The organism is Acidisoma sp. 7E03 (genome assembly GCF_054665075.1).
In genome coordinates, this window is record NZ_BAAFHE010000003.1 from 132,634 (window position 1) to 144,983 (window position 12,350).

Sequence of the window (12,350 nt, forward strand, 5' to 3'; positions counted from 1 at the left end):
CCCGCCCATGTCCGCCGAGACCGAAGCCCTTTCCGAGCAGATCAAGCAGTCCGTCACGCTGCTGAGGAGGCATCTTTGACTGGGATGTCGCCACAGTCCGCCTCGATGAACTGAATCAGCGCGCTGAAGACCCGGCCCTCTGGAACGACGCAACCCTCGCCCAATCCCTGATGCGCGAACGCACCAGGCTGGCGACGAGTGTCGAAGCCGTGCGCCGCATCGAAACCGAACTCACCGATACGCTCGACCTCGTCGAGATGGCGGAGAGCGAGGGCGACCAGGCCATGGTGCAGGAGGCGGTCGCCGTCCTCAACCGGCTTGCCGAAGAAGCGAAGCTGCGCGAGATCGAGAGCCTTCTGTCGGGCGAAGCCGACGGCAACAACGCCTATATGGAAATCAACGCCGGCGCGGGCGGCACCGAAGCCCAGGACTGGGCGGAGATGCTGCAGCGCATGTACATGCGCTGGGCCGAGAAGCACGGCTACAAGACCGAGATCATGGAAACGTCGGAGGGCGAGCAAGCCGGGATCAAGTCCGCCACCATCAAGGTGAACGGTCCCTCGGCTTATGGCTGGCTGAAGACCGAGGCGGGCGTGCATCGCCTGGTGCGCATCAGCCCCTTTGATTCGGCCGCGCGCCGCCAGACCAGCTTCGCCAGCGTCTACGTCTATCCCGAGGTGGACGACACCATCGAAGTGGAGATCAACCCGGCGGACCTGAAGGTCGACACCTTCCGGGCATCGGGTGCGGGCGGCCAGCACGTCAACAAGACGGAAAGCGCGATCCGCATCACCCACGTGCCGACAGGCATCATCGTCGCCTGCCAGACGGACCGCAGCCAGCATCGCAACCGCGCGACCGCGATGGCCATGCTTAAGGCCCGGCTCTACGAGCTGGAACTGAAGAAGCAGGAAGAGGCGGCGAACGAGGCGGCGGCTTCGAAGACCGACATCGGCTGGGGGCACCAGATCCGCTCCTACGTGCTCGCGCCCTATCAGCTGGTCAAGGACCTCAGAACGAACGTAGAAAAGGGCAATCCGGCGGCGGTACTGGATGGCGAGCTGGACGAGTTCATGGCTGCGGCCCTGGCGGCGCGGGTGGGCGCCACCCGCAGCGAGGCGAGCGCCACCGCCCGCTGAGCCTGACGGGTCCCGCGCCGTTCTGAGGAGGGACCTGTTCACCGTGTCGCTGCAATCGCCCTGGCTGTCGCTCCTCGCCCTCGCTCTCATGCTGGCGGCGGTCTTCTGCGGCGGCGCCATCCGCAAGCGCTGGCCCGAGCACCATACCAATCGCGAAACCATCGAGCTGCTGCAGACGACGGTCATGCTGCTCGCGACCTTCGCCGCCATCGTCCTCGGCCTGCTCATCACCTCGGCCAAAGCCGATTTCGACGATCTGCAGAACGACATCCGCAGCTTCTCGGCAACGCTGGTCCAGCTCGACTATGGGCTGGCGGAGATCGGGCCGGAGACCGCTCCGATCCGCCAAAGCCTGGTGCGCTACGTGGCGACCGCGACGGCCAGCGTCTGGCGGGATCAGGCACCGCCGCCCGGCAACTACTATGCGATCATCCCGCCATCGCACACGCCGGGCCTCAGCACCGCCGCGCCAGTCCTCGGCCAGATGCTGGAGAGAACCAACACCGCCTTGCAAGGGCTCGCGCCTCAGGGGCCAGGTGGCGTCCAGCGGCTGGCGGCCGTGAGGCGACTGATGGACGTCGCCATCAACGAGCGGTGGCGGATCATCGAGGCGTCCCAAGGCACGCTTTCGAGTCCGTTCTTCTCGGTTTTGCTGTTCTGGACGGTGGTGATCTATCTGTGTTTTGGGCTGAGCGCGCCGCTGAACCGGGTGAACCTTATGGCCCTCACCCTGAGCGCCATGGCGCTGAGCTCGGCGCTCTTCGTCATCATCGACCTCTATACGCCCTTCTCCGGCCTCTTCACCGTCTCCAGCATGCCGATGCGGGAGGCGATCACCGAGATGCTGAAGGAGCCGGACAGTCTGCCGCCGCCTCGGCCGGCCAACTGCCGGCCGGATGCGCCGAGTTGTTGAGCGCTTAGCCGATTACTCGGCCGAGCGGCCTTCACCATGCGGCAGTAGGTGCTTGTCGACCTCGAGCCGCAAGTCGTTGATCGCGGTGATGGACACCGGGTCGATCGCCTCGATCGCCGTCAGAATCGTCTGGCAGGCATCACGAATCGCATGCAGCACGCCATGGCCCAGATCCTCCGGCTCGCTCTCGTCGTGGCGGCCGGCAATCGCCGCCTCGATCCGCGCGGCTTCGTCCTCATGTCCCTGGGCGCGCAGCTGGCGCGCCAGCGCTTCAGCGCGAAGGGCCGGGGTGGTGTGATCGTCGCTCATCGCCGTGTCGTCCAGGTCGTTACAGGAATCTGGTGTGTCTCCTCCGCCGCCCCCGGTCAAGCGGCGGCGGAGGGCTGAGCCTCAATGGCCGCCACCGCCCCCACCGCCGCCCTTGCTCGGCGAGAAGAGGAAGGCGAGCGGCACGACACAGAAGGCCGCGACGCCGCAGTAGACGAACATGTCCCGGTAGGCGAGCATGGCCGCCTGAGCCGTGAATAGCTGGTCGATCTGCGCTGGCAGCATGGCCTGAAGCTGGGCGCCGACGTAGCCGAGGCTTCTCATCGCGCCCTGCACCTGTTCCTCCAGCGTCTGATACGGCTGCCACAGCGGGGTGAGGTAGCGCTGCAGATAGGCCATGTGCGTCTGCGTCCGCTCGGTGACCCCCGCCGTCGCCAGGGAGATGCCGATCGAGCCCGCGATGTTGCGCAGCATGACGAAGAGCGCGCTCGCGTCGTTGTTCAACGCGCGCGGCAGCGTCGTGTAGGAGATGGTGCTGATCGGCACGAAGAGGAAGCCGAGACCGAGGACCTGGTAGATCCGGGCGAAGACGAGGTGATCGAAGCTCACCGTCGGGACTACGATCAGGCTGGAATAGAAATAGGAACAGCCGATGAGGAGGAAGCCGAAGGCGATGATCAGCCGCGTCTGCACGTTCGGCATGAGGAACTTGGTGATGAAGGGAATCATCACGACGATGGCAATGGCACCCGGGGACAGCACGAGGCCGGCCAAGGTTGCAGTATAGCCCAATTGCTGCTGAGCGAGCTGCGGCACGAGAACCGCCCCGGAATAGAGCACGGCCCCGACGCCCGAGATCATCAGCGAACCCACGGCAAAATTCCGGTCGAGGAAGACGCGCAGATTGACCACCGGCTTTTCCGTGGTCAGCAGCCAGACGATGGCGCCGGAGATGCCGACGGCCGCCAAGGTCGCCATCAGCGTGATGAACCCCGATCCGAACCAGTCATCATCTTCGCCACGGTCCATGAAGACCTGGAGGCAGCCGATGCCAAGCGCGATGAGGCCGAGGCCGATCCAATCGGTATCTGCGAACCGCGCCTTCTGCCGCCGTATCCAGGGCGGATCTTCGACGAGGGCCGCGACCGCAAAGAGCGCGATGAGGCCCACGGGAATGTTGATCCAGAAAATCCAGCGCCAGGAATAGCTGTCGGTCAGGATGCCACCGAGGGTCGGGCCGATCGCGGGCGCGAAGATCACGGCGATGGCGACGACACCGAAAGCAGCGCCGCGCTTCGCGGGTTCGAAGGTGTCGAGGATGATCGCCTGCTGATTGGGCTGCAGGCCGCCACCGAAGAAACCCTGCAGGAGCCGGAAGATGACCATCTCGGACAGAGACGTCGCGGTGCCGCACAGGAAGGAGCAGACAACGAAGCCCGCGATGCAGATCATGAAATAGCGCTTGCGGCCGAGCACGCGGCCGATGAAGCCGGAGACCGGGAGGACGATGCCGTTCGCCACGAGGTACGAGGTCAGCGTCCAGGTCGCGTCGTCATAGCTCGCCGAGACCGACCCTGCGATATGCGGCAGGGACACGTTGACGATCGTCGTGTCGAGAATTTCCATGAAGGCGGCAATGGTCACCACCACCGCGATCAGCCAGGGATTGGCCTTCGGACGCCACGCGGCGTCCGAAGCCTCGTTATGAGCCTCGGCGCTGCCGCTCATGGCTGCGGCGGCGCCTCATTCTCGACCCCCGGCGCATTCCCGTCCTGAACGATCTTGGTGACGTCGACGGTCGGTTCGACGGACAGGCCGAGCGGCAGCGGCAGCTTGGGGTCGAGCCCATGGTCGATGATGATCTTCACCGGCACGCGCTGCACGATCTTGACGAAGTTGCCGGTCGCGTTCTCCGCCGGGAAGGCGCTGAAGCGGCTGCCGGAGCCCATCTGGACGCTGCCGACATGGCCGGTCAGGTGCAGGCCCGGATAGGCATCCACCGAGATGTCGACCGCCTGGCCCGGCCGCATGCGGGCGAGCTGAGTTTCCTTGAAGTTGGCGGTGATCCAGACTTCGGGGACGACGAGGCTCATGATCGACTGGCCGGCCGACAGATAGTAGCCGACTTCGACATTGCGGTTCGTCACCCACCCGTCCTGCGCCGCGCGCAGCGTGGTGTAGGAGAGATTGAGCTTCGCTTGGTCGAGCTGCGCCTGGGCGGTCTTCACCAAGCCCTTCAGCTGCTCGACCTGCGCCTCCGCCGTATGGATGTTTTCCTGAACCAGACCCGCGGTCTGCAACTGCCCCTGGGCCTGCTTGAGCTGACCCTGGGCCTGGCCCACGCCTGCATTCGCCTGGTCGATCTGCTCCTGCGTCGTCGCCGCGCGCGGCACCGCGTGCTGGCGCCGATAGCTTTGCTGGGCGTTGAGCAGGTTGGCCTGCGCGACTTCCAGATTGCCCTGTGCTTCGAGAAGCTGCGCCGGATAGGTGACGCGCGCCTTGGCGAGCGCGATCTCCGCGGCGTCGAGCTGCCCCTGGTCTTGCACGAGCTGGCCTTGGGCCTTGTCGACCGCCGCCTGATAGTCCCGCGGGTCGATCTGGATGATCGGCTGGCCCTTTCGCACGAACTGATTGTCATTGACGTAGAGCGCCGTCACCTGACCGGCGATGCGGGGGGCGACCGTCACGGCACGGCCGTCGGTATAGGCATCGTCGGTATCGATGAGGTTGCGGTGCATCCACCAGTAGAAGAAGGCGCCGATCGCCACGAGAATCAGGACTAGGATGAAGATGACTCGCGGCAGGATCTTCTTCTTGCGGCTCTTGCCCTGGTCGCCCTCGCCCTGCTTCTGCGGCTCGTCCTTCTTTGCCTTCTGCTCCCCGCCACCCTGCGGGCTGCCACCGGAGACGATTTGCGTACCGCCCGCCTGCACGGTGGTATGGCCCGGGTCGCCGCCCGAAATGATCTGGGTGGCGCCACTGGTCACGAAGGTATGCCCCGCCTGCTGAGCAGGCGTGGTCTCTGAACTGCCACTCACGACTGGGCTGATCTCCATGCTGGCGGCGGGCAGAGCCCCCGGATCGTCGACGACATCAGGTGAGCTGCACGGAACCGGTGAAGCGGCGGCACTTGCGCCGCCATCCGCTTCGATCGCCTCGCATTCCAGCCACTGACCGATCGGTCAGCGGTAGCCTATTTGTGGTGGCCCGTCGAGTGCGGGAGTCCGTCAGGCCGCCAAATCAGTTCACAGCTTCGTCAGCGGCACCATGGAGACGAGGCGGGTTCCCGCGCTTCATCTAAGGCCTCTGCCACCTCCGCGCCCTTCCCAAAGCTGCGAGGCTAGGCTCTATCATCGCGCATGATGAACAACCTCACTGGCCGCGCCGACGGCACCCGCCCCCAGCACATCGCCATGGGGGCGCTGGCCTTCGGCCTGCTGATCCTTGGCCTCTTCACCTTGCGCGAGTTTCTGAGCGCGCTCGCCTGGGCAGTGATCTTCGCGATCGCCCTGTGGCCGCTCTATGGGCGGGTGACGCGGCGGTTCGGGACCGGGCGGCACAACCTGCTCCTCCCCCTTTTGTTCACACTCGCCATCGCCCTCGTCTTCATCCTGCCAATCGGCCTCGTGGCCATCCAGGCGGCCCATCAGGCGCAGGCAGCAAGCGACTGGCTGCGGGACGCCCGGTTGAACGGCATTCAGGAGCCGCAGGTGCTGCAGTCCCTGCCCTTCCCCCATGAGACGCTGGACCATTGGTGGCAAGAGAATCTCGGTAACCCGGGCGGCGCGCAGAAGCTCGTCCAGCGCACGACCGGCGGCCATGTCGCCCGGCTCAGCCGCACGCTGGGCGAGGCGCTTATCCACAACGTCACCTCCTTCGCCTTCACCCTGCTCGCCCTCTTCTTCCTGTTCCGCGATGGGAGCCGTCTCACCCGGCAGTTGCAGACGGCGGCAACGCGCGCCTTCGGGCTGACGGGCGAGCGCATCGGCCAGCAGATCATCGCCTCGATCCATGGCACGGTGAGCGGTCTGGTGCTGGTGGGCCTCGCAGAGGGTGCGGTGCTCGGGATCGTCTACGCGATCGCGGGTGTCCCAGAAGCGACCGTCTTCGGCATGATCACTGCCATCGCGGCGATGATCCCCTTCGCGGCCGCGGCCGTCTTCGCCGTGGTCGGGCTTCTGCTCGTGGCGCAAGGCGCCATCGGCTGGGCCATCGGCGTGGTCTGCATCGGCCTGATCGTGACCTTCGTCGCCGACCATTTCATCCGCCCTGCCCTCATCGGCGGCAGCACGAAGCTGCCCTTCCTCTGGGTACTGCTCGGCATCCTCGGCGGCATCGGCACCTGGGGGATCATCGGCCTCTTCCTCGGCCCCGCGATCATGGCGGCGCTGATCCTGCTGTGGCGGGAGTGGGTGGGCGAAGGCCCGGTCTGAGCCGGCGCGTCACCCCAAGACGACAGGCGCGGCAAGACGCTCGGCGACCGCTGCGTCTCCCCCGATCGTCTCCCGCAGCTTGGCTTCCGTCCGTGCGGCGCCGAGACTGCGTTCGATCGCGGCAAAGGCCGCCGCCGGATGGGCGGCACGCAGGTGCGCGAGATGCATCGCGAGCATCACCGGGTCATCATAGGGCACGTCATGGATCAGTCCGCCGCGGCTCAGCCGCTCCGGCTGGTCCGGCGCGCGGATCAGTTCCTTCGGAAAGAGGGCGACCGAGCGGGGCGCCTCTGGCGCCACGGGAATCACCTGCCGCTCCGCTCCGCCGATACGGGCCAGAAGCGGCGCGCAGACGTCATGGCCGAAGCGCTGGCCGAGATGCGTGGTGCCGATGGGGCGCGCATTCACCTCAATGAGCGTGGCCGCCCCGGTCGTCTCGTCCAGCATGAAGTCGAAACTGAGAAAGCCCGAGGATTTCTGCGCGGCGATGAAGCGGCGCGCCGCCTCGGCCATTTCGGCATTCTCGATCTGCCGCACCACCGTGCTCGGCCCCGTCGGCGCAGGATGCACCTGCTCGGCGAGGAAGCTCACGCCCTCCAGCACCTGGCCCTGCCAGGCTGAGACGGTGCGCATAGCCGGACGGCCGGCGACGAGCGATTGCAGGAGCGGCGGCGCCGAGGCGGTCTTAGAGAGACCGGCGACGTGCCAGAAGTGCCGCACCGCGAGCCGGCGGGTGCGCACCCAGGGGGCGCCGCCATGGTAGCGCGCCAGAGCCGCACGCAGATCGCGTGCGCTGCGGGCGATGGTGACGCCGATGCCGCCGCAGGAATTCTCCCCTTTCAACACTACGGGAAAGCCGAAGCCCACCGCGTGGCCCACAATCTGCGCGGGATCGGCGGCGGCGACGAAGCGCGGCACGGCGACACCGGCCGCCTGCGCCGCCTGCATGGTCGCGAGCCGGCTGCACACCGCGGCATAGCCTGCCGGATCACCGAAGGATTGCAGCAGCAGACTGCGCAGCCCCGCCGAGATGCGAGGCGACGAGACCAGCACGCGCAGATACTGCGCGGCGATATCATCCAGCGGCACGATGAGGCCGGGCTGCCAGCCATCCGCTGCCTCTTCGAGCCGGCTGCGCAGAACGGCGAGACCCAACCAAAAGCCGCGATGCGCGGGCAAAGGATACCATTGCTGCACCGCTTGGCTGTGCAGACAGCCGAAGCGCGGCGGTGCCAGTATGGCGCAGGCAGCACCGAGTGCACCCATCGCCGCGGGCACGCGTTCCATGCCGAGATAATCCACGAGAGCGACGAAGAGGACGCGCGGCTCTTGCACGGACCTCGCGCCGACGGCCGGCAGTCTCCGCCGGGCCACTATTCAGACGTCCACGGGCATGGAGGTGCCGTAGGCAGCGCCTGCCCGGTGGCGGAGCCCCCGCGTGGACGCCAAGATGTGGCGCGACACACGGCGAGCCGCGAAGCGGGCGCCGCAGGCGAAGCGCAGCATCGGGCCGAAGGCATTGGCGGCGACCGGCCCCGCGAAATAGAGACCTGGCACCGAACTTTCGAAATGGCTGTTCAGCCGCGGCGCCCCGTCGACCTGCGCGATCTGACGGGCGAGCCCCTGTTCGATAAACGAGGTCTTGGCCACGTCGATCTTGAATCCGGTAGCGGCAATGACGTGATCGACCACGAGCGGCGTGGCCGTGCCATCGCCGTGACGCAGCGTGAGATGGACGCGCCCATCCTCCACCCGTGCGGCGGAGACCGTGGTGCCGCTGACGATGGGGACGAGCCCCTCCACCTCGTCTTTGACAACCCAACCTGGCGCGGGGCCCAGGTAGCGACTGACGACGACGGTGCGAAAGCGATCCGGCATGCGATGGAAGAGGAGCGGCGCTTCGGTGCAGAGCACGGATTTCCAGCCCGGTCCGAGCGTGGTCATGGGCGCCTTCACGCGATCCAGGACGGTTCGCCGCCCGAGCGGCGTCTGGAAGCGCACCGCTTCGCGTCGGGCGACGACCGTGACCCGGGCACCGCGTCGGCGCAGCGCGGCCGCGCTGTCCATCGCCGATGACCCTCCCCCCACGACCGCGACCGACTTGCCGGCGAAGGCTGCAAAATCCGCATGGCGGGAACTATGGGTGCAAAAATGCTCCGGCAGGGCCTGCAGCGGTTGCGGCAGACGCGGATAGCTGCCGATGCCGGCGGCGACGACGACACGGCGAGAGGCAATCTCCATTCCATCGTCGAACACCGTGAGAAATCCCTCGCGCGTGCGCGCGACGGACGCGGCACGCCGCTCTTCCACCTGGGGGACAAAGGCCTGCTGAAAGGCACGCCCATAGGCGATGAACGTGTCCTTGCTGATCGGGACGCCGGTATGGGCGTAAGGAATGCCGTGCTCCCGGCAATAATCCCCGAGGGTCAAGCGCCCGCCAGGTTCGAAAAGATCCAGCGCGAAGCCTTCAGACTTCAGATACATGCCCTCGGGCATGTTGTGGATCCACGCGCCCATGACCGTGCCCGCGATGCGGAAATCCGCACGCCGCGCGTGCAGATGCGCACCAAGGGAAAGACCATAAGGCCCAGCGCCGAGAATGAGTGTGTCGCGCAAACTTGCCTCGCCTGAATAGATGCCCGGGCCGGCGTCGCCAGCCCGTGAGGATCTTCAAGTGATGCTAAATCCACGCTAATACGACTGTCGCCTCGGCCGAACTGCGGCGGGGATCAGATCAACGGCTGCATACACCGCCGAAAGGCTGATACCCAGCGACGCCTTCGCGCGGGACGCTACGCCTTTCGGCGGAGCGCCCCCTTCCATCAACCCAAGTCGGGGTGGCGCTTATGCCACTCCGTCTTCTGTTGGAAGGCATGCCCAGCTTGGCAGAGCAACCCCTCCGCCCCATGCGCGGCCACGAATTGGAAGCCGACGGGCAGCCCCTCCGGCGTGAAACCGCCCGGCAGGGTGATGGTGGGATGACCCGTCATGTCGAAGGGGCAGGTAAAGGCCAGCAGGCTGTTCATCAGCCGCTCGTCCGTGCCGAGCGCGCCCATGGTCGCGAGGCTCGGGGCCGCAAAACCCTGCGGCGGCACGAGAAGCAGATCGATCTCCGTCATCAGCGCGTTCACCCGGCCGCGCAGATCCTCCCGGTTCAGCACGATGCGCTGATACTCCATACCCGAGACGCTGCGGCCAAGTTCGATGAGCCCGGTGAGCGCAGGGCCATATTCGGATTTGAGCGCGGGATAAGTGCGATCGTGGGCCACCGCCGTCTCCACGCCACACAGCGGGAACCAGTCGCGGATCGCCTGGCGCACGTCGGGGAAATCGACCTCGACGACCTCCGCACCGAGTGCGGAGAGAACCTCGATGGCCGACCGCAGCACGGCGCGCGTCTCGCCGTCGGCCGAAGCCTCCACCCATGCGGCGGGGTAGCCGATTCGTAGCCCGGTGACGCCGCCCTCCAGCATGGCCATGTAATCCGGCACCGGCGTCTGCAGCGCCGTGGGGTCGTGCGGGTCGGGCCCGGCGATCGCGGCCAGCATGGCGGCGGCGTCCTTCGCGCTACGCGTCATCGGCCCGACGTGATCCAGTGTCGCCGCCAACTCGAAGACACCGTAGCGGCTGACGCGGCCCCATGTCGGTTTGAGCCCAGTCAGCCCTTGCGCGGCCGAGGGGAAGCGGATGGAGCCGCCGGTATCGGAACCAAGCGAGCCATAGCAGAGGCCGGCCGCGGTTGCGACGCCGGAGCCCGAGGAGGAGGCGCCGGGCCAGTAGGCGGCGTTCCAGGGATTTTTCGGCGGTGCGATCTTCGGATGATGGTCCGCATAGGCGCTTTCGGTCAGCTGCAGCTTGCCGAGGATGACGGCGCCGGCCTCCTGCAAGCGCGCAACGACGGTCGCGTCCTCATCCGGCCGGAAATTGGCATAGATCGTCATGCCCGCGGCCGTCGGCACCCCCTTCATCCAGCAGAGATCCTTGACTGCGATGGGCGCACCATGCAGCGGGCCACGGATGCGGCCTGCTGCAATCTCGGCATCCGCCTGATCCGCCTGTGCCAGGGCGATCTCCGCCGTCACCAGCGCGTAGCTCGCGAGAGCGCCATCGAGGGCGGCAATGCGCGCCAGCATCGCCTCCGTCACCGCGCGGGCGGTGATTGCCCCGGACTGGATACGTTTCGAGACCTCGGTGAGTTCAAGATAGGCAAGCTCTGCATGGACCATCTGTTTTCTCCCGGAAAAGCTGGACGATGCCGCCATGCCTTGCAGGAGACGGGCCAACCCAAAGGGGAGAGCGATCAAAATCGCTCAGGGCGGAAGGGCGCAGGGTCTGTGAAGGGCGCGTCTCCCGCCATCATGGCGGCCAGCATGCGGCCCGTGGTGGGGCCGAGCGTGAGGCCCTGATGCCCGTGGCCGAAGCCGAACCAGAGGCCCGGCTGCCTGGGTGCCGGGCCGATGATGGGCAGCATGTCGGGCGTGCAGGGCCGCGCACCGAACCAGGGTGCGTCGTCCAATCGGTTGCCTAGGCCAGGCAGCAGATGGCGCGCCAGAGGCTCCACCCGGTCGAGCTGGACGGGATTGGGCGGTGCATCGCGGTCGACGAATTGCGCGCCGGTGGTGAGGCGGATGCCACGGCGCATGGGCGCCAGCATGTAGCCGGCCGACACATCGAAGACCGGATGCGCCAAGCCCGCATTACCGGCGGGCTGATAGTGCATGTGATAGCCGCGCTTGATGAAGAGCGGCGGATCGTAGCCGAGCGGCTTCGTCACCTCTGGGGACCAGGCGCCGAGTGCCACGACCGCCGCAGGCGCGCGCACCACCACCCCAGGCGCCGCCACCTCCCAGGCGCCGCCCGGCCGCTCGAGGTGCCGGGCGTCGGCGCGCATCACCCGCCCGCCCAGGCGCTCGAACAGCGCCGTATAGGCGAGGGTCAGGGCATGGGGATCGAGCACCGCCACCGGCTGCGTCCAATGCAGGCCGCCGGCGAGACCTTGGGCCAGATGCGGCTCCTGCCGGGCGAGTTCAGCCGCATCCCAAACGGCATAGTCCACGCCGAATTCTCGCTTCGCGAGCTCCGCTTCCTTCAGCGTGTGGGCAAAGCTGCGTGCCGTCCGGTGCACCATGGTCCAGCCGCCGGGGCGGAGGAGATCCATCGCGCCGGCAGCCTCCGCCAGCGCCTGATGATCGCTCACGCAATGGGCGATGAGCCGCTCGTAATGGCGGGACAGGGCCAGGTAGCGGCGCGGCTCGGAATGGTACCAGTAGCGGGCGAAGGGCCGCGCGAGCTGCGGCAGCATCCGCGCCTGATAATGCGCTTCGGTCTTGAGATTGAAGGCATACCGCAGCAGGTCCCCCGGATGACGGGGAAAGAGATGCGGAAACACTGCCTCTCGCTGGATGAGCCCGGCATTGCCGAAGGAGGTGCCCTCCCCCGGCCCCTGACGGTCGAGCAGCAGCGTGGCGCGGCCGCGCATTTGCAGATGCAGGGCGATGGAGACGCCGACGATGCCGGCGCCGAGCACCAGAACCTCGGCCTCCTCAATCCGTTGCGCCATCGCCCTCTCCGTTTCTGCCGCGTGACGGTGGCACGCGG

At 67.0% G+C, this 12,350-nt stretch carries 10 protein-coding genes; 3 read left to right on the plus strand and 7 right to left on the minus strand.

The genetic code is table 11. The features are described from left to right. Positions 1-7: 7 nt before the first annotated feature. Together prfB and ACYQ6W_RS06075 are read left to right on the plus strand one after the other, a co-directional pair. Positions 8-1,139, plus strand: a protein-coding gene (gene prfB, locus ACYQ6W_RS06070) for a peptide chain release factor 2 (RefSeq protein ID WP_459674195.1) whose coding sequence is annotated in 2 segments (ribosomal slippage) — positions 8-76 and positions 78-1,139 — 1,131 coding nt in all. Because the reading frame shifts where the segments join, the coding sequence is not laid out codon by codon here. Positions 1,140-1,182: 43 nt separating this feature from the next. After that, positions 1,183-2,052, plus strand: coding sequence for a bestrophin-like domain (locus tag ACYQ6W_RS06075; protein ID WP_459674196.1), 870 nt, complete (start codon positions 1,183-1,185; stop codon positions 2,050-2,052). Between the two features lie 12 nt (positions 2,053-2,064). Here the strand turns inward: ACYQ6W_RS06075 and ACYQ6W_RS06080 are convergent, their stop codons facing one another. The 3 genes from ACYQ6W_RS06080 to ACYQ6W_RS06090 form a co-directional block, all read right to left on the minus strand. Next, positions 2,065-2,361, minus strand: a complete 297-nt coding sequence (locus tag ACYQ6W_RS06080) for a hypothetical protein (RefSeq protein ID WP_459674197.1) — start codon at positions 2,359-2,361, stop codon at positions 2,065-2,067. Positions 2,362-2,442: 81 nt separating this feature from the next. Beyond that, complete coding sequence (locus tag ACYQ6W_RS06085) at positions 2,443-4,047, minus strand: DHA2 family efflux MFS transporter permease subunit (RefSeq protein WP_459674198.1); 1,605 nt, start codon at positions 4,045-4,047, stop codon at positions 2,443-2,445. Next, entirely contained in the window at positions 4,044-5,357 is a 1,314-nt protein-coding gene (locus ACYQ6W_RS06090; RefSeq protein ID WP_459674199.1) for an efflux RND transporter periplasmic adaptor subunit, read from the minus strand. Before ACYQ6W_RS06090 ends, ACYQ6W_RS06085 begins: the two co-directional genes overlap by 4 nt. 321 nt (positions 5,358-5,678) lie before the next feature. Between ACYQ6W_RS06090 and ACYQ6W_RS06095 the strand changes: the two genes are divergently transcribed. Then, entirely contained in the window at positions 5,679-6,752 is a 1,074-nt protein-coding gene (locus tag ACYQ6W_RS06095) for an AI-2E family transporter (protein WP_459674200.1), read from the plus strand. Between the two features lie 9 nt (positions 6,753-6,761). Here the strand turns inward: ACYQ6W_RS06095 and ACYQ6W_RS06100 are convergent, their stop codons facing one another. From ACYQ6W_RS06100 to ACYQ6W_RS06115, 4 genes are all read right to left on the minus strand, one after another. After that, on the minus strand, positions 6,762-8,087 hold the full coding sequence (locus ACYQ6W_RS06100) for a hypothetical protein (RefSeq protein WP_459674201.1): 1,326 nt from the start codon (positions 8,085-8,087) through the stop codon (positions 6,762-6,764). 42 nt (positions 8,088-8,129) lie between these two features. After that, positions 8,130-9,368 (minus strand): NAD(P)-binding domain-containing protein, encoded by a 1,239-nt coding sequence (locus tag ACYQ6W_RS06105; protein WP_459674202.1) that lies wholly within the window; start codon positions 9,366-9,368, stop codon positions 8,130-8,132. 206 nt (positions 9,369-9,574) lie between these two features. Then, complete coding sequence (locus ACYQ6W_RS06110; protein WP_459674203.1) at positions 9,575-10,978, minus strand: amidase; 1,404 nt, start codon at positions 10,976-10,978, stop codon at positions 9,575-9,577. A gap of 74 nt (positions 10,979-11,052) precedes the next feature. After that, complete coding sequence (locus tag ACYQ6W_RS06115) at positions 11,053-12,312, minus strand: NAD(P)/FAD-dependent oxidoreductase (protein WP_459674205.1); 1,260 nt, start codon at positions 12,310-12,312, stop codon at positions 11,053-11,055. Positions 12,313-12,350 lie beyond the last annotated feature (38 nt).

Bases quoted from the DNA above. Each gene is read 5' to 3' on its own strand.
- ACYQ6W_RS06080 (WP_459674197.1), bottom strand. From the start codon at position 2,361: ATGAGCGACGATCACACCACCCCGGCCCTTCGCGCTGAAGCGCTGGCG.
- ACYQ6W_RS06085 (WP_459674198.1), bottom strand. From the start codon at position 4,047: ATGAGCGGCAGCGCCGAGGCTCATAACGAGGCTTCGGACGCCGCGTGG.
- ACYQ6W_RS06110 (WP_459674203.1), bottom strand. From the start codon at position 10,978: ATGGTCCATGCAGAGCTTGCCTATCTTGAACTCACCGAGGTCTCGAAA.
- ACYQ6W_RS06115 (WP_459674205.1), bottom strand. From the start codon at position 12,312: ATGGCGCAACGGATTGAGGAGGCCGAGGTTCTGGTGCTCGGCGCCGGC.
- ACYQ6W_RS06095 (WP_459674200.1), top strand. From the start codon at position 5,679: ATGATGAACAACCTCACTGGCCGCGCCGACGGCACCCGCCCCCAGCAC.